The organism is Kitasatospora sp. NPDC058115 (assembly GCF_042884635.1).
Lineage (GTDB): Bacteria > Actinomycetota > Actinomycetes > Streptomycetales > Streptomycetaceae > Kitasatospora.
Genome location: NZ_JBHVTL010000039.1, coordinates 14333 through 33517, shown reverse-complemented (window position 1 = coordinate 33517; position 19185 = coordinate 14333). Strand labels below are relative to the sequence as shown.

The 19185-nt window shown below is 75.3% G+C and carries 13 protein-coding genes and 1 pseudogene; 2 read left to right on the top strand and 12 right to left on the bottom strand.

Going from position 1 to position 19185, the window contains the following annotated elements:
• Nucleotides 1–28: 28 nt before the first annotated feature.
• Genes ACFVVL_RS31855 through ACFVVL_RS31845 form a run of 3 tightly spaced genes read right to left on the bottom strand, consistent with a single transcriptional unit; the run spans nucleotide 29 to nucleotide 3066 of the window.
• The gene (locus ACFVVL_RS31855) at nucleotides 29–694 is read right to left on the bottom strand and encodes a response regulator (RefSeq protein WP_387681364.1); all 666 of its coding nucleotides are present in this window, start codon (nucleotides 692–694) and stop codon (nucleotides 29–31) included.
• Complete coding sequence (locus tag ACFVVL_RS31850; protein ID WP_387681361.1) at nucleotides 682–2106, bottom strand: sensor histidine kinase; 1425 nt, start codon at nucleotides 2104–2106, stop codon at nucleotides 682–684. Before ACFVVL_RS31850 ends, ACFVVL_RS31855 begins: the two co-directional genes overlap by 13 nt.
• 9 nt (nucleotides 2107–2115) lie before the next feature.
• Nucleotides 2116–3066 carry a DMT family transporter gene (locus ACFVVL_RS31845; RefSeq protein ID WP_387681358.1) on the bottom strand — a complete coding sequence of 317 codons (951 nt, stop codon included), beginning with the start codon at nucleotides 3064–3066 and terminating at the stop codon, nucleotides 2116–2118.
• 115 nt (nucleotides 3067–3181) lie between these two features.
• Here ACFVVL_RS31845 and ACFVVL_RS31840 point away from each other — a divergent pair, with 115 nt between their 5' ends.
• Nucleotides 3182–4081 (top strand): LysR substrate-binding domain-containing protein, encoded by a 900-nt coding sequence (locus tag ACFVVL_RS31840; protein WP_387681355.1) that lies wholly within the window; start codon nucleotides 3182–3184, stop codon nucleotides 4079–4081.
• Between the two features lie 177 nt (nucleotides 4082–4258).
• Here ACFVVL_RS31840 and ACFVVL_RS31835 read toward each other — a convergent pair whose 3' ends face one another.
• A complete protein-coding gene (locus ACFVVL_RS31835) occupies nucleotides 4259–6349 on the bottom strand; it encodes an NB-ARC domain-containing protein (RefSeq protein WP_387681352.1) in 2091 nt (696 codons plus the stop codon).
• A gap of 352 nt (nucleotides 6350–6701) precedes the next feature.
• Here ACFVVL_RS31835 and ACFVVL_RS31830 point away from each other — a divergent pair.
• Nucleotides 6702–7900, top strand: a pseudogene (locus tag ACFVVL_RS31830) (chitinase).
• Nucleotides 7901–8023: 123 nt separating this feature from the next.
• Here ACFVVL_RS31830 and ACFVVL_RS31825 read toward each other — a convergent pair.
• The 8 genes from ACFVVL_RS31825 to ACFVVL_RS31790 form a co-directional block, all read right to left on the bottom strand.
• Nucleotides 8024–11053, bottom strand: a complete 3030-nt coding sequence (locus ACFVVL_RS31825; protein WP_387681349.1) for a hypothetical protein — start codon at nucleotides 11051–11053, stop codon at nucleotides 8024–8026.
• Entirely contained in the window at nucleotides 11053–12975 is a 1923-nt protein-coding gene (locus ACFVVL_RS31820) for an HSP90 family protein (RefSeq protein WP_380294829.1), read from the bottom strand. Before ACFVVL_RS31820 ends, ACFVVL_RS31825 begins: the two co-directional genes overlap by 1 nt.
• A gap of 68 nt (nucleotides 12976–13043) precedes the next feature.
• On the bottom strand, nucleotides 13044–14015 hold the full coding sequence (locus tag ACFVVL_RS31815; RefSeq protein ID WP_387681345.1) for a hypothetical protein: 972 nt from the start codon (nucleotides 14013–14015) through the stop codon (nucleotides 13044–13046).
• Nucleotides 14016–14283: 268 nt separating this feature from the next.
• On the bottom strand, nucleotides 14284–15165 hold the full coding sequence (locus ACFVVL_RS31810; protein ID WP_380291447.1) for a geranyl diphosphate 2-C-methyltransferase: 882 nt from the start codon (nucleotides 15163–15165) through the stop codon (nucleotides 14284–14286).
• Nucleotides 15166–15180: 15 nt separating this feature from the next.
• Nucleotides 15181–16452, bottom strand: a complete 1272-nt coding sequence (locus ACFVVL_RS31805; protein WP_387681341.1) for a family 2 encapsulin nanocompartment cargo protein terpene cyclase — start codon at nucleotides 16450–16452, stop codon at nucleotides 15181–15183.
• 243 nt (nucleotides 16453–16695) lie between these two features.
• Nucleotides 16696–17415, bottom strand: a complete 720-nt coding sequence (locus ACFVVL_RS31800) for a flavodoxin family protein (protein WP_387681338.1) — start codon at nucleotides 17413–17415, stop codon at nucleotides 16696–16698.
• A 90-nt stretch (nucleotides 17416–17505) separates the two neighbouring features.
• The gene (locus ACFVVL_RS31795) at nucleotides 17506–18234 is read right to left on the bottom strand and encodes a DUF5995 family protein (RefSeq protein WP_387681336.1); all 729 of its coding nucleotides are present in this window, start codon (nucleotides 18232–18234) and stop codon (nucleotides 17506–17508) included.
• 164 nt (nucleotides 18235–18398) lie between these two features.
• Complete coding sequence (locus ACFVVL_RS31790) at nucleotides 18399–19142, bottom strand: TetR family transcriptional regulator (protein WP_387681437.1); 744 nt, start codon at nucleotides 19140–19142, stop codon at nucleotides 18399–18401.
• Between the last annotated feature and the right edge of the window lie 43 nt (nucleotides 19143–19185).

Genomic DNA, 19185 nt, shown 5'->3' with positions numbered 1-19185 from the left:
CCGAACCACGCCGCCCCCGGCGTCCCGGCTACTCGCCGCGCAGGTCGGCGAGGTGGGCGAGCACGGCGAGGACCCGGCGGTTGCCCTCCACCGGGTCGAGGTCGAGCTTCATGAAGATGTTCCCGCAGTGCTTCACCACCGACGCCTCGGTGATGCTCAGCCGGGCGCCGACCGTCTGGTTGTTGAGGCCCTCCGCCATCAGCCCCAGCACCTCGCGCTCGCGCGGGGTGAGCCGGGCGATCGGACGGTCGGCGGACTGCTGCCGCAGCAGCACCCGGACCACCTCCGGGTCGATCACCGTCTCCCCGGCCGCCACCCGGCGCAGCGCGTCCAGGAACTCGGACACCTCGCCGACCCGGTCCTTCAGCAGGTAGCCGAGCCCGGCCCGCTGGGCGCCCGCCGCGCCGAGCAACCGGGTCGCGTACGGGGTGGCCACGTACTGGGAGAGGACGAGAACGGGCAGGCCGGGGTGGCGCCCGCGCAGGTCGAGGGCGGCGCGCAGCCCCTCGTCCCGGAAGCCGGGCGGCATCCGGACGTCGGTGACGACGACGTCCGGCCGGTCCGCGTCCACGGCGGCGGCGAGGGCGTCCGCGTCCCCGACGGCCGCGACCACCTGGTGGCCGCCCCGGGTGAGCAGTTCGACCAGCCCGGCCCGGAGCAGCACGGCGTCCTCGGCGATGACTAGCCGGAGCACGGCACCTCCAGCCGGAGCCTGGTCGGCCCGCCGATCGGACTCGTCACCATCAGTCGTCCTCTCAGGATCGCCACCCGGTCGGCCAGTCCCTGGAGCCCCGCCCCGGCGGCCGGGTCGGCCCCGCCGCGGCCGTCGTCGGTCACCTGGAGCACCAGCCGGTCGCCCTCGACCCGCCCGTGGACGGTGACGGCGGTGGCGGCGCTGTGCTTGGCGGCGTTGGTGAGCGCCTCGGTGACGGTGAAGTAGGCGGTGGACTCGACCGGGCCGGGCAGCCGTCCGGGCAGGTCGAGGTCGACCTCTACGGGGACCGGGTGGCGCAGCGCGACCTCGGTGACGGCGGCGGCCAGTCCGTGGTCGGTGAGCACCTGGGGGTGGATGCCGCGGACCAGGCCGCGCAGTTGCTCCAACGCCTGCCGGGCCTCGCCGCGCGCCCGGTCGACCAGGTCGAGCACCGGGTCCCCGGCGGCGTCCGGGACCGGGCCGCCACTGCCACTGCCACCGCCACCGCCACCGCCCGCGCCCGCGCCCGGGGCGGCGGCGCGCCCGCGCAGCTCGTGGGCGGCGAGGCCGAGGGTCATGGTGAGGGCGACGAGCTGCTGCTGGGCGCCGTCGTGCAGATCGCGTTCGATGCGGCGGCGCTCGGCCTCGAAGGCGTCGACCAGCCGGGCCCGGGAGCGGGTCAGTTCGAGGACCTGGCGCCCGAGGCCCTCCTCACGGGGGCCGAGCAGCAGCCGGGCCAGCCGGACGTGGACGGTGGTGAGCAGCGCCGCGGCGTAGCCGCCGAGGAACAGCCCGGCCAGGCCGACGGCGGTGGCGGGCAGGGCGTGCAGCGGTCCCGGGACGGCGTGGCCGGGGATCAGCATGACGCTCTCCGGGGCCATCGCCCAGACCACGACGGGGCTGACGACCAGGGCCCCGGAGAACACCAGCAGGGCGATCAGGCCGAACCCGGCGGCGGTGAGCGGCGGGCCGACGAGCAGGGTGTGGGCCAGTTCGCGCCAGGTCGCGCGCTCGCGCAGCCGGGTCCGCAGCCGCGCGCGGCGGCCGGCCCCGGGCAGCGGGCGGTGCGGGTCGGGCACCGGCAGGGGTTCCACGAGCCGGAGCCGGCGGCGTTCCAGGGCGCCGACCGGCAGGCCGGACAAGGCGAGCGCCAGGAGCAGCGGCAGACCGACGCCGACGACCGCGAGCCCGAGGCCGAGCACGGCGAGGACGGCCAGCAGGACGGCCACCAGCAGCCCGAGCGGCGCACCGCCGACCAGGTAGGCCCAGCAGCGCAGTGCGTCGCGGGTGAACGGGAAGCGCAGCGGGCGGGCGCGCAGCGCGGCCCGGACGGCGACGGTGGGCGAGGTCGGCGGCGCACCGGCCGCGCCCGCCGCCTCGGCTCCCCCGTCCGCCTCCCACCCCGTGCCCATCGGCCCACCCTAACCGACCGGCTGACGCTCCCTCCGGCCCCGGCGGCCGGCCCGCGCCCCGTCACCGGGCGCGGCGGGCGGCTGCCGGGTGAGCGCGACGGCGGCGATCACCGCGAGGCCGCCGACCAGGGTGTTCCAGCCGACGGGTTCGGCGAGCAGCAGCGCTCCGAGCGCCGTCGACCAGAGCGGGGTGGCGTAGGTGACGGCGGCGGCCACGGCCGTGCCGGCGGTGCGGACCAGGTCGAGGTTGAGGACGTAGGCGATGCCGGTGCCGAGCGCGCCGAGCACCAGCAGCGCGGCGGCGGCCCCGGCGCCGGGCCAGCGCGGGACGCCGGCGGCGACCGGGGCGGCGACGGCGAGTTCGACGGCGGCGCAGGTGATCTGGGCGGCGGACAGGGCGGCCGCCGAGTGCGGCCGGGTGGAGAGGTGGCGGCGCAGGTAGGCGAAGCCGGCGCCGTAGCAGCAGGTCGCCGCCAGACAGGCGAGGCCGCCGGCCAGCACCCCGGTCCCGGACGCGGAGCCGAAGCCGTGCCAGACGCCCAGCAGGGTGAGCACCCCGGCGAAACCTAGGGCGAGCCCGGCGATCCGGCGCCGCCCCGGGCGCGCCTCCCCCGGCACCACGACCAGCGCGAACAGCAGGGTGAACAGCGGGGTGGTCGCGTTCACCACCCCGGCGAGCACCGAGCTGACCCGGGTCTCGCCGTAGGAGACGAGCACGAACGGCACCGCGTTCAGCAGCAGCGCGACCAGCGCGCAGTGGCCCCAGGTGGCGAGGTCGCGCGGGGCGGACTCGCGGCGGGCGGCGAGGACCGCCCAGAGCGCGCTCGCGCCGAGCAGACAGCGCCACGCCGCCACCCACACCGGAGGCACCCCCGCGTCCACCGCCACCTTGATCAGGGCGAAGCTCGACCCCCAGATCGCCGACAGGACCACGAACCCCGGCCACCAACGCCGTCCCATCACCGGCCACCCGCCTTTCCCGCTCGCACCGCACCGCTCGTCGATGGACAGAGGGTGACCGGTCGGCCGACCATGAGTCCAACAAGTGACGATGCGGCACGGATGAGGAGGTCTCATGACGTCGGAGGTGAACCTCGCCCAGCTCAGGGCGCTGGTCGCGGTGGCGGACGCGGGCGGCTTCGGGGCGGCGGCGGCCGAACTGGGCGTGAGCCAGTCGGCGGTCTCGCACGCGGTCGCCGCCCTGGAGCGGGTGCTCGGCGCTCCCGTGCTGCACCGCAGCGCCCCGGCCCGGCCGACGCCGCTCGGCGAGCGGATCCTGCCGCACGCCCGCACGGCGGTCGCCTCCGCCGCCGCCGTCCGGACCATCGCCGCCCACCACTCGGGCGGCCTGACCGGTACCGTCCGGCTGGCCGCGCCGACCACCGTCTGCCAGGGGCTGCTGCCCGGGCTGCTGCGCGACTGGCGGGCCGCACACCCCCGGCTGACCGTCCGGGTGTTCGAGGGCGAGGACCACGAACTGGGCGTCTGGCTGGAGGCTGGCACGGTGGACGCGGCGGTCCTGGTGGACGCGGACCCGGTGCCGCCGGGGGCGGTCGCACTCGGCGCGGACTCGATGCACGTGCTGCTGCGCCGCGACCACCCGCTCGCGGGCGAACCGGCCGTCGACGTGGCCGACCTGGAGGACGACGACTTCCTGCTCTCCGAGGGCGGCTGCGAGCGGCACATCCGGGACGCCTACCGCCGGGCGGGCGTCCGCTTCGCCCCGCGCCACCGGATCCGGGACCTCAACACGCTGATCGGCATGGTGCACGCGGGCGTGGGCGTGTCGGCGATCCCGGCACTGGCCCAACCCATGCTCCCGCCGGACTGCGTCCTCGTCCCCATCCACCCGCCCACCCACCGCACCCTGACCCTCACCGGCCCCTCCGGCCGCCCCTGGACCCCCACCGTGACCGGCCTCCTGACAACACTGCACGCCACCCACCCCACCCCCACCCCAGGCCGCGGAGCTTGATCTACGCGCATAGACGCCCCTGCTCGCCGCGAGCCGGATCCAAAAGTCGGCCCAGCCGACTTCCCACTCCGCCGCCCCGCGGCCACCAGTTCATCCACCCGCATGGATTCCTCCCGGGCGAAACGCGGCGTGGATCCAGAAGTCGGACCCGCCGACCTTCCACTCCGCGGCCCGCCCTCAGGCCATCAAGGGGCCGCCGGTCCCGTCCGGGCCGCGCAGGGCGGCGGCGGCTGCGCCGTAGGCGGCGGCGGTGGGGTCGCCGGTCTCCTCGCCGAGTGCGGCCAGGGCCTCCAGCACGCGCAGTTCGTCGCCCGGCGAGCGGCGGGCGCGTGCTGCGGCGAGGGCGGCTTCGTAGAGCCGGGTGGCTTCCTCGTGGCGGCCCGCTGCGCGGAGGGCGCCGCCCAGCTCGAAGCCGGTGCGGGCGGTCATGCGGTCCCGCCCGAGGTCGCCGGCCGCCGTGTGCGCCTCGCTCAGCAGCTCGACGGCTCGCGGAAGTTCGCCCAGTGCGACGGCCGCGCGGCCGAGCAGGTAGGTCTGCAGCATCACGCCGTAGGCGTTGCCGATGGCCCGGTGTTCCTCGCGGGCGGCCTCGAAGTCCGGGACGGCCGCCGCCCAGTCGCCGCGCACGGAGGCGAGCTTGCCGCGGAACTCGACGGCGGAGGCCCGGAGTTTGCGTTCCTCGGGCGAGTCGCCGAGCCGCCTGGCGCCGTTGACGGCGAGCCGCAGCTCTTCGGCAGCTTCTTCGTAGCGGTGCTGCTCCCACAGCGGGCGGGCGAGTTGGCAGCGCATGCGGACGGTGGCGGCAAGCCGTTCGGCGCGCACGGCGGCGACGACGCCGTGGCCGAAGGCCTCGATGACGTCGGCGTAGTGGCGGTGGTCGAGGAAGTGCGTCCAGAGCGCTTCGCAGAGCGCCACCGCCTCCTCGTCGAGCCCGTCCTCGGCGGCGATCCGGACGCAGCCGTAGAGGGCAAGGCGCTCGTCCTCCAGCCAGCGCAGGGCGCTGGTGGCGTCGGGGAACGGGAGATCCGGCACCTCGGCGGAGGCGGGCGCCTCGGCGGCGGGCGCGGAGACGGTCAGCCGGGGACCGGCGGCGACCAGGTCGGCCCGGCCGGCCTGCCGCCGGTACCAGCGCACCAGCCGGACCCGTGCCGAAGCGGCATCGACCGCGCCGTCCGCCGCTGCCCGCGCCCGGCGCAGCGCGTGGCCGCGCAGCAGGGCGTGCATGCCGAGGCCGTCGGGGCGCCGTTCCAGCAGCCCGGCGGCGTCGAGTTCGTCCAGCGCGTCGGCGGCCCGGTCCGGGTCGGTGCCGAGCAGGGCCGCGGCCGCGTGGTCGCCCACCACGGGGGCGGGGTGGTGCGGCAGCAGCCGGTAGAGCCGGGCGGCGTCGGGGCCGAGGCTCGCGTACGCCGCGTCCCACACGGCTTCCACCACGGGAAGTCCCTCCCGGTCCAGTTCGGTCGTCAGGTCCTCGACGAGCCGCCGCAGTTCGCGGCGCCGGTGGCGACGGATCCAGCGGCCCGCGACGTAGAGCGCAGCGGGCAGTCCTGCGCAGCGGCGGGCGAGTTCGGCGGCGGCCCCGGGGTCGGCGGCGAACCGGGGGTCCTCGACGGTCCGGCGCAGCAGGTTGACGGCGTCCTCCGGGCCGAGCGGGCCGAGCGGCAGGTCGACGAGGCGGACACCGTCGAGGTCGTGCAGCGGGCCGTGGCTGGCCACGATGACGATGCCGGCGGCGGAGGCGGGCAGCAGGGGGCGCAGTTCGGCGCCGCTGCGGGCGTTGTCGACGACGACGACCAGCCGCCGCCCCTGGGTGGCGGTCCAGTACTGGCGGACGCGACCGCGGAGTTCGGGCTCCGGCCGCAGCTGCGGGTCGAGCGCGCGGAGCAGGTCGCCGAGGGCGTCGGCGGTCTCCACGGTGCCGTCGCGGCGCAGGTCGTCGAGGTCGACGTGAAGGGCGCCGTCGGGGCAGTGGTCGAGCAGCGCACGGGCGAGTTCGAAGCCGAGGGCGGTCTTCCCGATCCCGCCCATCCCGCTGAGCGCGACGACCAGTGGCCCGCCGCCGTCGCCCGCGCCCTCGGCGACCGCGGCCAGCACCCGGGCGCGTTCCTCGGCGCGGTCCTCGAAGTGCGCGAGCGCCGGCGGCAGCTGGCACGGCACGGCGGCCACCGGCGCGACCGCCTCGTGCACGTGCAGTTCCCCGACGGAACCGGCCTGCACGATGGCACCCGCCCGAACCTGCCCGTCCACCTTGTTCCACGTCTGATCGACCACCCGTCAACTCTAGGGCCTGACGCGGAATCCGCGCCGGACCACGGGAGGAGTGCCCGGATCGTGGGGTGTGGCGGATCGCACGCGGAGCTGTGGTGGGGGCGGTTGACGGTCGCCGGGGGCAGGTCTATACCAGTGACGACCTCGTGGCGGCCCGGCCCCGGCGCGGGGTTCCGCCGGACCCGGCGCGCCGCCCCCACATCGGCGCGGGCGGGCCGGACTCCGCCGTTTCCTGGAGAGGTTGACCCCGATGGAACGTGCACTTCCCCCACAGCCGGAACCACCGGCGCACCCGCCCCGCCGTCGCGTCGCCGCCGCGCTGGCCGGGGTGCTCGGGCTGGTGGCGGGCGGGCTGGTGGCCGTCGCCGCGAGCGCGACGACCACCACGGCCGCCACGGCCGCCCCCGGTGGCGCGGCCGGTGGCATCGGCAGCAACTGGTACGCCTCCGCGCCGTACCTGATGCCCGAGGACAACAGCCCGCCGGACGTCTCCACGGTGATGGACGCCACCGGCCAGAAGGCCTTCCAGCTCGCCTTCATCCTGGCCAAGGGCGGCTGCGTCCCGGCCTGGGGCGGTCCCCGATCGACACCGACACCACCATGCCGGCCGTGATCCAGACCGTCCGCGCGAAGGGCGGGGACGTGTCGGTCTCCATCGGCGGCTACGGCGGCACCAAGCTCGGCCAGACCTGCGGCACGCCGGAGGCGACCGCGGCGGCGTACCAGAAGGTCGTCGACCGGTACCAGTTGAAGGCGCTCGACTTCGACCTGGAGGAGCCGGAGTACGAGAACACGGCCGCGATCCGCAACGAGATCGGCGCGGCCCGCATCCTCCAGCACGACAATCCGGGGCTGTACATCTCGGTCACCACGGCCGGCACCGCCGCCGGCACCGGCTGGTTCGGGCAGCAGATGCTCAACGAGGCCAAGGCGCAGGGCTTCACGCCCGACAACTTCTCCATCATGCCGTTCGACGGCGGCTTCAACGGCGCCGCGGCGCAGACCTCGGCCCTGGTGAACTTCAACCAGATCCTGCGCACCACCTTCGGCTGGTCGGAGGCGGAGGCCTACGCCCACGAGGGCGTGTCGCAGATGAACGGCCGCACCGACGTCGCCGAGTACTTCCGGCAGGCGGACTTCCAGACGGTGCTGGACTTCGCGCTGGCGCACCGGATGGCCCGCTACACCTACTGGTCGGTCAACCGGGACCGCCAGTGCCCGGGCCCGGTCGACCCGGGGCTCTCCGGCTCCTGCTCCAGCGTGGCGCAGAACGACTGGGACTTCACCAAGTTCACGGTGCGGTTCGCCGGAGCGACCCCGCCCACCACCCCACCCACCACCCCACCCACCACCCCGCCGACCACCCCGCCCAGCACGCCCCCGACCAGCCCGGGCGTCTGCGCGGACCCGCCGTGGAACGCGGGCACGGTGTACGTCGGCGGCACCAAGGTCTCCTACCAGGGCCACAAGTACCACGCCAAGTGGTGGACCCTGAACGAGAATCCGGGCTCCAGCGGCCAGTGGGGCGTCTGGTCGGACGACGGCCCCTGCTGAACCGCCCCCGCCCGGCCGTACGGACGCGCCCGCCCGTACGGACGCGCCCGCCCGTACGGACGCGCCCGTCCGTACGGCCGGGGGCGCCCGGGCCGCGCCGGTCGCGGCCCGGGCGCACGGGCGTCACTCCGCCAGGCGCTCGCGCAGCTCGGCGAGGATCGACGCCGCCTCCTCCATGCCGTGCGCCCGGCAGCGCTCGACGGCGACGGTGAGCCGCTCCCGGGCCGCCGCGACGCGGCCCAGGTCGGTGCCCTCGATCAGCGCGGCCAGCCGGACGGCCTCGGCGCGCGGGGTCTCGGCCTGCTCGCCGCCCTCCTCGTAGCCGGCGATCGCCCGCTCGGCCTCGGCCAGCGCCTCCTCGTAGCGGCCGCCGACCGCGTACACCCGGGCCCGCTCGTAGTGGACGGCGGCGCGCGGGTACCAGGTCTCGGCCCCGGGCTCCTCGCGCTCCAGCCGCTCGCGCACGGCGTCCGCCTCCGCCAGCCGGGCGAGCGCCGGCTCCACGCCGTCCGGGCCGTCCTTCTGCGCGGTCATCCGGGCGAACTGCCGCAGCATCGCGGACACCGGGCCGGGCTGCGGCCACTGCTCGTGGGCGGCCAGCGCCCGGGCGCGGGCGGCGTGCGCGGCCTCCCAGCGGTCGGCGTGGACCAGCGCCACGGCCGCCTCCGACGCGACCATGGTGCGCAGGTGGAGGTCCTCGGTCCAGCCCTCCAGGACGGCGGCGAGCCGCAGGTACTCCTCGGCGGCGTCGCGGTCCTCGTCCAGCGCGAACAGGCCGCGCGCCAGGTCCAGCCGGGCCTGGGCGAGCAGCCGCTCGTCCAGGGCGCCGGCCCCCGAAGCCGCGGCCGCGTCGGCCAGCACGGACTCCAGCACGGCCACCGCGTCGGCGGTCCGGTCGGCCCCGGTCAGCAGGTCGGCGAGCTGCAGCCTGGTCCGGGCCGCGTCCTCGACGCCCTCCGGGCCCATGCGGTCGAACCGGGAGGCCGCCTCGGAGAGCGCCCGGATCGCGCCGCCGGTGTCCCCGAGGTGGGCACTGGCGTGCCCGGCCATCAGGTAGGTGGCGGCGAACGGGTACGACTCGTCGGCCCAGCGGGCGGCCGCCGCCAGGGCGCGGTGCAGCACCTCGACGGCCTCGGCCCGCTCGCCCTCCTGCAGCAGCGCCTGCCCCAGCAGGCCGTACGCCCGAGGGGTGTGCCAGGGCTGCCCGCCCTGCTCCAACTCGGCGATGACGACGCGCAGTTCCGCCGCCGCCTCGACGGTCCGGCCCTGCCGGGCGGCGGCGTCCGCGGCGTACTGGCGGGCGACGGACAGCCGCCGCACGGAGCCGCGCGCGGCGGCCGCCTCGCGGTAGGCGGTGACGGTGGCGGCGAAGCGCGCGGCCAGTTCGGCGGGCGGCTGCTCCGGCGGCTCGGGCAGCGCCCGGACCAGCTGCTGGTGGGCGGCGTAGGCCCGGCACTGGAGGACGATCAGGTAGTCGTCGTCCGAGATGCCCGGCGCGCCGCCGGCGGCCCCGGTGGCGGCCAGCTGCTCGGCGCGGGCCAGCGCGGCGTCCAGGGCCGGCCAGTCGATGGCCGGACCGGCGGCCCCGCCCTCCCCCTCCCCGTCGTCGTCCCGGACGAGTTCGGCGACCAGCGCCCTGGTCCGGGCCGCAAGCGCCCGGCCGGGCAGCCCGTCGCGCTTGAACAGGCCTCCGGCGGCGAGCAGTTGGGCGGCGCCCTCCTCCCAGTCGGCGCGGTCGAGCGCCTCGTGCGCCCGCCGCTCGGCGAGCTCGGCCCGCAGCTGCCCGAGCGACCCGGCCGACGCGTCGAGCAGCCCCTCCGGCCCTCCGCCGGCCTCCTCGGAGGCGTCCTCGGAGGCGTCCTCGACCGATCCCCCGGCGGCGGCGAACCGGTCGTCGATCACCTTCCAGAGCCGGTCCGCGTCCGGATGGCCGAGCAGCCGCAGCTCCCGGGCGCGCAGCACCAGCGCGGTGAAGTCCTCCGGCTCCGGCTCCACCTCCCGGGCCGGAACCGCCGGGACGACCGGGACGGCCGCCAGCTCCGGCGCGGCCGCGGCCCGCACGCCGAGCGCGAGCGGCTCGGCCAGCAGCGGACGGGCGGCCAGCCGCTCGCGCCGCCGGGCGCCGACCGCGTCGGTGCCGTTGCGGGCGTCGAAGCGGGCGGCCAGCGCGTCCGCCTCGCGGCGCACGTGCGCGAGCAGGGTGTCCACGGTCCACCCGCTGCCGGGCGGGCCGCTGACGGCCAGCTCGCCGTGCCCGGCCCGGGCGAGGCCGGCGATCAGCACCTCGACGCAGGTCAGGAAGTCGAGCAGGCTGACCGGGTCGCCGGTGACGCCGAACAGGTCACGGTTCTCGGCGAGCAGCTCCAGGCCGCGCGGCTCGTTGCCCGACAGCGCGCAGAACTCGATGTGCAGGCCGACCGAACGGGCCAGCCCGCTCTTGCCGCGCGCGAAGCGGTAGCCGACCAGGTGGCTGGAGCGGGCCTCGTCCAGCCGGCCCTGGCGCAGCAGCGGCAGCAGCGCCTGGGCGTGGCTGACGTAGGGCTCCTCCGCGCAGGTGGCCTCGCCGTCGAGCACCGGCCGCCAGACGTCCAGCGCCGTCGCGTCGTCGCCCCGGCGCAGGTGGTGGACGGCGCGGGCGCGGATCTCGCAGGCGTGGCAGTCGCTCAGCTCGGTGCGCGGCCGGCCGGCCCACAGCTCGTAGGCGTCCTGGACGTCCTCGCCGATGTGCGCGGCGAGGTGGAAGCGCTGGGCGTAGTACGGCTGGAGGCCGTGCTCGGCGGCGCGGTAGCGGCTGCGCATCTCCTCGTGCCAGCGGCGGATCGCGGCCAGCGGCACGTCGGGGGTGCCCATCAGCGAGGTGGAGACCCACTTGAAGCGCCAGAACACCTGCTGCTGCGACCATTCGCCGAAGCCCTCCGGGTCCTTGTCCCAGAGCTTGAGGACACGGGCGAAGACGACCGGGGACTTGCTCCGCTCGCCGTCGTACTCGTAGGCCTCCATCAGTTCGAGCAGGGCCATGGCGCGGACCGCGGTGTCGTCGAACTGCTCGGCGGCGTCGACGAGTTCCTCGGCGGTGACGGTCCGCTGCCGTCCGTAGGGGCGGGCGTCGTTCTCGCGCAGCGCGGTCATCACCGCGTCGATGCTGCTCAGCATCACGCCTCCTTCGAACCGGCGCCGCCGGTGCCACCGGTGCCACCGCTGCCGTTGCTGCCGGCGCCGCCACCGGTACCGCCGGACGCCGCCTCGTGCCCGAGCATCGCGTGGTCGAGCAGGCTGATGAACGAGCGGTTGAGCAGCGCGCTCTCGCTGGAGGTGAGCGGCCGGCGGGTGAGCAGCACGGCCTGCCCGTAGAGCGTCTCCACGGCGGTGACGGCGAGTTCGCGGTCACCGATCGAGGCCGCCCGCCGGACCAGCGGGTTGAGGTGGTTGAGGACGAGCTGCGCGCGGGGCACCTCGGCGCGCAGCGAGCCGAGGATGTCGGCCCACAGCCCGTCGGCCTCGTCGGCGAGTTGGGCGCGGGTGCGCTCGTGCCGGGCCTCCCGGTTGTCGAGCAGCAGGGCGGGCGCGCTGGTCGGGTGGAAGCTGCGCAGGGCGACGTCGCAGTCGAAGCGGCCGACCACCTCGCGGGCGGTGGCGAGGAAGGCCGAGGCGGCGAGTTCGGCGGCCGGGTCGACGGTGTCGAGGTGCGCGGTGACGGTGCTCGGGTCGAGGTCGGCGACGGACGCGCCGGGGCGGATCTCGGGCAGCCGGTGCACGAGGTCGCGGTCGTAGGTGTAGCCGCCGTTGACGACGCCGAGCCCGGCGGCGCCGGCGATCGGGGCGACCTGGCGGAACTCCTCGACGGTCCGGGTGACCAGCACCACCGGGTGGGTGCGGGCGAACTCGTCCAGGGTGACGTTTCCGTCGGTGGTCTCGAACGGCAGCCAGGGCAGCAGCATCCGCAGCAACTCGTCGTCGTAGCGGGCGAGTTGCTTGACGGCGAGGTGGTGCACCGAGAGGAACCGGTGGAGCAGCGCCGGGTCGCTGGCGGACAGGCCGGTGAGCCAGTCCCGGATCCGGGCGCCGAGCGCGTCACGGACGGCGGCGAGCGTCTCGTCGGCGTACAGGCCCTCGCGGCTGGCGGTGGGCCGCAGGCCGTCGGTGTCGACCACGCAACGGACGAAGAACGCCCAGTCGGGCAGGAGTTCGTCGGCGTGGTCGGAGAGCAGCATGCCCTTGAGGTGCACCCGGTGGCCGGCCCGGCGCGACGGCGGCACGGCCTCGGGCAGCACGTAGGCCACGCCGCGCAGGCCGACCAGCGGCAGGTCCAGCTCGATGGTGTCGAGCGGGGCGAACTCGAAGGTGGAGCGGCAGTACGCGGCCAGCGCCTCGCGGCGGGCCAGCGGGGAGCCGTGCTGCGCGGCCCACGGCGGCGTGCGGTTGACGAGGGTGGCGTCGCCGCGGCCGTCGACCACGGTGACCTCGTGGCGCAGCAGGCTGCCGAAGTCCCGGGCGAGGCTCAGCACGCGGTCGGCGCGGGTCCACTCGGCGGCGTCGGAGCGCGGCGCGAGGCGCACGGTGGTGCCGGGCTCGGGCTTGGCGTCGGCGGGCAGGGTGCGGATGGTGTAGCGGCCGTCGGAGCTGCCGCGCCACTCGATGACGGGGGCGTCGGGGGTGGCGGCGGAGCGGGTGACGACGGTGATCTCGTCGGCGACCACGAAGCAGGCGAGCAGGCCGATGCCGAACTGGCCGATGAAGTCGCCGCGGGCGCGGGCGAGCCCGGCGCCGTCGATCCCGCCGTCGGCGTCCCGCTTGGAGCTGCGGCCGATGGTGGCGAGGAAGGTGTGGACGTCCTGCTCGGTCAGGCCGATGCCGGTGTCGGTGACCGTGAGGTCGCCGTCGGCGCGGACCGTGATGGCGGCGGGCGCGGCCGGGTCGAGGGCCTGCCGGGCGGAGATCGCGTCGACCGCGTTCTGCAGCAGTTCGCGCAGGTAGACCCGGGGGCTGGAGTAGAGGTGGTGGGAGAGCAGGTCGACCAGGCCGCGCAGGTCGACCTGGAAGGTGTGCGCGCTCGTCGGGTTCTCGGATGGGGACACCGGTGGCTCTTTCGATCGCAAGGGGTGTGTCGGGCTTCGGGGGGCCGCGGGGCGGGCCGGTGGACCGCTCAGCGCGGGGCGCAGCGGTCGCGGTGGACCTGGTAGTTCCCGGCCTCGTCGCCGCCCAGGTAGTACCAGGGCCATTCGGTGGCGACGTCGTCGAGGGTGGCGAACACCGCGTGGGCCAGCTCGCGCTCGTCGGCGAGCGAGAGGACCATCGCGAAGGTGTTGTGGGTGGACCGCCAGTCGCGCCGGCGCCGGTAGGCCGGGTGCAGGACGGAGCGCAGGGCCGCCTCGCGCAGCGAGGAGCGCACGGCCGGGCCGGTCAGGTAGGCGTGGTCCTCGCCGTCCGGCAGGTCGAGCCAGTGCTCCAGGTGTGCGATGGCGACCAGTTCGCCGAGCGGGCTGCCCTCCGGCGCGCCGAGCATCGCGGTGCGGGCGAAGGCGTGCATCTGCTCGTGGGAGCCGCCCCACTTGGCGCAGAGCTGCTGCAGGCGCTGCTGGTGGGAGCCGAGGTGCTCCGGGTCGCGGCGCAGCGCGGCCTCGAAGCGGGTGGTGGCGACGGTGCGGCCGAGCGAGGCGCCGCGCGCGGCGACCTGGAGGAAGTACCAGGGGGCGAGCCAGCCGGGCTCGCGCTCGGCCACCTCCAGCAGCTGCTCCTCGGCGGTCTCCAGCCGCTCGCCGAACAGCTGCCACTGGTCCTCGGTGACGTGCTTGGCGCGGGCGCCGGTGCGGGCCTCCCAGGCCCAGGAGATCTGCCGGGCGCCGGAGAGCAGCAGCGCGAGGGTGTCCTCGGGCCGCTCCGCGACGGCCTTGGCGAGCCACTCCTCGGTGCCCTCGACGTCGGAGACGCGGTTGAGCAGCCAGGTCAGCTCGGCCTGGTCGGGGACGGCGGCGAGGGCGGGGCGCAGCGCGGCCCAGTCGCCGGCGTCGGCGAGGGCGCGCAGCCGGCGCAGCTCCTCGTCGCCGTGCGAGAGGTCCAGCACGGGGGGCAGCGAACGCGGAGGCTTCCGCCCGGCCAGGCGGCGGAAAATGGACATGGTGCGGCCCCCCTGAGACCTCGTCGACCGGCACGGCCGTCGGCATCGTTCGTATGGCCTCGAAACGGCCAATCGGATGATGCACTGCATATCACGTGCCACTGACGTCCCGTTGGCCAGCCCTCTTCCGGGCGGCCCGCCGGGGGCGCCACGACCCGGCGCGGGGCCCGGCGCGGGGCCCGGCCCGGGGGGCGTGCCGCGACGCGCGGCGGACCCGGCCCCGCCGCCGTTCGGCCGGGCCGGGTCCGCGCCGTGCGGCGCCGCGGGGTCAGACCCGGTCGGCCGCGATCAGCAGGTACTGGAAGGAACCGTCCTTGTAGGAGTTGATGAACGCCTCCTCGATGCCCGTCACCAGGGACGGCACGGTGGCCCGCAGCTCCCAGTACGGGAGGGTGGCGGCGGTCAGGTCGACGACGGCGTTCGGGACGAGGCGGTTGTCGGCCATCGCGCGCAGGTACTCGCGGCGGGAGTGGATGTTGCACTCGAAGTGGGCGTTGATCTGCGAGACCCACTTCGACGGCTGGCCGTAGATCGGGTTCCAGCAGCCGGTGATGGTCACGTAGCGGCCGCCGACCGACAGGATCCGGGAATGCTCAGCGAACAGGTCGTGCAGGTCCACGTACATGCTGGACTCGTTGTTCCAGGAGGCCCGGACGGTGCCGTTGCCGAACGGCATGTCGAGCATGTTGCAGACCTGGGCGTGCACCGAGTCGTCGATGCCGAGCTCCTTGGCCCGCCGGTTGCCGAACTCGGCCTGCTTGGCCGACAGGGTCACGCCCTCGACCTTGCAGCCGAACCGCTGGTGGGCCATCACCATGGAGCCGCCGCGGCCGCAGCCCGCGTCGACCAGGGTGTGCTCGGGGCGGATGTCGCCGAGGCTGTCGAGCAGGACGTCGGTCTGCGCGGACTCCAGCCGGTGCAGCTCGGAGACGAGCTTCTTCTCGCGCTCGCTGTCCTCCGGGTCGCCGAGCGCCGCCAGGTCGACCTCGCCGATGCCGTAGTGGTGGTGGTAGAGGCCGTCCACGTCGCCGAGGCGCAGGTTCACCGGCCGGGCCTCATGGTCCCAGTAGCGGGCGATGTCGCCCTGGTAGGGAGTGGCCGGTCCGGGGACGGCGGTGCGGTTCACGGGGGTGGTGTCGGTGACGGACACGGTTCAGCTCCTTGGTTACCAGAAATCGGGCAGGCTGTAGCGGTAGGTATTGGTCCGGTGCCAGTAGTGGTTGCCGTCGACCCAGGCGGCGACCCCGCGCAGGAAGCGCACCACCACCGGGACGGGCGTGGCGGCGGCCAGCGCCGCGGCCTCCGCCTCGAAGGCGTGCATCAGTTCGTTGTGCACCTCGACGGCCTTCAGGTAGCCCTCGCGGTCGTCGACGCCCTCGCGCTCGGAGATCACCACCGGGAGGTTGAGGTGCCGCCCCGGGCTCGCCAGCTCCTTGGTGTACGAGTACAGGTCGTTGACGATGGTGGTGGCGTTGGAGGCGAGCGCGATGACCCGCTGCATGGCCGGCCGGGCGTGCAGGTCGGCGGGCAGCTCATAGCCGCCGACGGTGTCGGTGATGGTCGGGCACGGGCGGAAGTTGTTGAACTGCCGCATCGCCAGGTACTCCCACACCTCCGGGACGTGGTGGTCGTCCTGGTCCCAGGCGGCCTCGGCGAGGTACCCGAGGTGCAGGCGCGCCATGTCGTGCCGGAAGCGGTCCGCCTGGGAGGCGGTGGCGGCCCGGGCGAAGTGCTCCATGGCCGAGCGGTACGCCCGCCGGGGCGGGTCCGAGGCCAGCGACTCCTGCCAGCCGCCGTGGTACTCCGCGGTGGTGTGCAGCGGGTCCAGGGCGGTGTGGGCGAGCAGCAGCCGGCTGCCGAGGCCGACCGGCGAGCCGCCGAGGTCCTCGCAGTAGCAGTCGTCGACGGCGTTCTCCGCGACCATCAGCCGGGTGGCGAGCATGACGTGGTCGACGCTCGGGGCGTCCGGGTGGCAGGCGACCATGTAGCGGCTCACCGAGAAGCCGTCGAACTGCTCCTCCCAGTCCGGCGGGTAGAGCTCGATCTCGTCGGCCCACAGCTTGATGCGGCGGTTCACCTCCGCCACTCGCGCGGCGTCCGGCTCGGGCACCGGGTGGAAGTACAGGCCGGGCACGGGGTCGCCGGACGCCGGCTTGCCCGAGGGCGGCCCGGTCTCCGCCGTCTCCACCGCCGCGACCTGACGGGGCGCCAGGTTCAGTGCCGCCGTGCCGATCCCGCTCGGCCCGCGGAGGAGCTGCTCCAGGGCCGTCCCGCTCATGACCGCACCGCCGTGCGCCGGCCGGGGTGCGGGTGCTGCCGGGGAGCCTGCGGTGTCTCGACGCTCGTGGCCACGGGCATGGGAGAACCTTCCTCTGCGAAGGGGGGCACGACATGACGGGCCGTCGGCCGTCGCCTCCGTCCCGGAAAGAGGGGGCATCTCCGCTCGTCGCGGGCGGCCCCGTCTCGCTGCTGCCCAACCGTAGGCGGGGCGGAACGATCTGGACCGCTTCGCATGATCCTGTGCACTCGAAAGGGTGAACGTTCACATCAGTCGCGTTTGAAATGGCGCATCTGATGATCGGTTCGGACCACCGGGCACGCCGAAGCGGCCCCGCCGGGGCGCCGGGGCCGCGCGTCACGGGTCGTTCCGGTACCGACGGACCGTCACACCCGCCCTCGCTCAGCGGTGCTCGGGATTCTCGAAGTCGAACCGGCACCCTGCGTCCCACTCCGACCGCTGGTTCCCGTACGCCGGGATCCCGCCCGCGTCCTTGAGGATCCGGGCCAGGTGGAGCAGGTTCCAGGTCATGAACGTCGTGTTGCGGTTGGTGAAGTCGTTCTGCGGCCCGCCCGACCCGGCGTCCAGGTACGACGGCCCCGGCCCCGCCTCCCCCACCCAGCCGGCGTCCGCCTGCGGCGGGACGGTGTAGCCGAGGTGCTGGAGGCTGTAGAGCACGTTCATCGCGCAGTGCTTGGCGCCGTCCTCGTTGCCGGTGATCAGACACCCGCCGACCCGCCCGTAGTACGCGTACTGGCCGCGCTCGTTGAGGATCGACGAGCAGGCGTACAGCCGCTCGACGACCCGCTTCATCACGGACGAGTTGTCCCCGAGCCAGACCGGGCCGGCCAGCACCAGGACGTCGGCGGCCATCACCCGGCTGTAGAGGACGGGCCACTCGTCCGTCTCCCAGCCGTGCTCGGTCATGTCCGGCCAGACGCCGGTGGCGAGGTCGTGGTCCACCGCGCGGACCACCTCGACCCGCACGCCCTGGCGCTCCATGATCCCGGTGCTGACGTCGATCAGGCCCTGGGTGTGGCTCCGCTCGGGCGAGCGCTTGAGCGTGCAGTTGATCACCAGGGCGCTCAGGTCGCCGTACTCGGCGGGGGGCGAGGTGGACATCGTCGGCCTTTCGCTGCTCGGCTCGTCACCCACCAGTCCACCCCGGCCCCGCGCACCCCCGCCCGCCGGACTCCGCCAAGCGGAGTCGCCTCACACCTGCCCGTCCGGCTGCTCCGGCGGCGGCAGCACCGGCGTGACGAGCATCTGCCCCGCCAGCGCGGTGCTCGCGGTGACCGCGGCGAGCGTGGAGTCGTACATCGGCCGGATGTTGCGCTGGTGCCAGAGCGTCTGGGTGGTCGCCCAGGCGGCGTCCCGGGCGCGGGCGATCGAGAAGCTGGCGACGATGTGCTTCAGCGGCTCGGCCTCCTCGGTGGCGACCCTGACGATCTGCGCCTCGAAGGTCGCCCGCACCTCGGCCTCCACCTGGGCGAGCAGCTCGTTCACCTTGAGGTAGTCGGCGTGCACCGGCGGCGTGTCGGGCGTGGTCCGCCGCTCGATGCAGGTCTCCACGACGGCCAGGGCGAGGTCGTGGTTGATGTGCGCGTTCATCCCGGCGAACGCGAACTGGACCGGCCACACCCTGCGGTGGCTGCGCGCGTCGAACAGCGGCTTCCAGGCCGCGTTCACCGGCCGTCCGGCCTCGCCGGCGTCGACCGCGTCGAAGTACAGGTTGGCGAACACCACGTCCAGCCGCTCGATGAACGCCTGGTCCTGGAAGTACCCGGCCGTGAGCCGCTCCCCGACCAGCTCGGTCACCCTGAGGTACATCCGGTCGAAGCAGGCGACCCCGTCCCGCGGGTCCAACCGCGCCCTGATCTCCCGCATCCGCTCGATGACCTCGTCGACGCTCTGCGCGTGCTTGGCGGCTGGCCGGGTCATGGGGCTGGTCCTTCCGTCGGCGTACTCCGGCTGCCAGCTATACCCACCCGCCGCCGACGTGTCCGGCGGACCGGCGGACACACCGGCGCCCATCACCCGTTCCGGTGACGACCGGCGCCGGGCGGGGACCGGCCCGGCGGCGGGTGCGCCGGCGGCGGGTGCGGTCAGGCACCGGCACCCGCGCCCGCGCCCGCGTCTGTGCCCGCGTCTGTGCCCGTGCCCGTGCCCGTCCCGGCGGTCTCGCCCGTGTCCGCGGCCGCCGCCAGGCCGGTGAGGGTGGCGGTGAGGATGCGGGCGAGGCGCGGTTCGAGCTCGATGACGGCGTGGGCGAGGCGGGGGTCGCCGCGGTAGAGGGCGGCGACCTCGGGGCCCGGGTTGGCGATCTGCCACATCGCCCCGGCGAGGGCGACGGCGGTGGCGAACAGGTCGGTGACGTCCTGGTCGGTCAGGGCGGGCAGCTGGGCGCGGACGGCCTCGGCGACCGGCTCGCGGGCGGCCCGGGTGGCGAGCTTGAAGTCGCGCACCGCGTCGAGCGAGACATTGCGTTCGAGGTTGAGGGGCGCGTGGGCGAGCAGGTCGCAGAACGGGCCGCGGGCGGCGAGGGTGGCGGCGAACTCCCGGGCCACGGCGGCCGGGCCCGGGTCCGCGGCCGCGCGCAGCCGCGCGGTCAGCGCCCCGGACCACTCGGCCCAGCCCTCCGCGGTCAGCCGCAGGAAGATCTCCTCGCGGGTCTCGAAGTACCGCAGCAACGCCGACTTGTGCATGCCGACCGCGGCGGCGATGTCCGTCAGGGTGACGTCCCTGATGCCGCGCTCGCGGCCGAGCACCCGGGCCGCCTCCAGGATCGCGGCCTCGCGCTGCCGCTTGGCCTCGGGGGAGCGTGCGCGCTGGAACTCCGATGCATTCACCACTCCCCCATGGTAGCGCAACGCCGTTGCACTATTAGCGCAA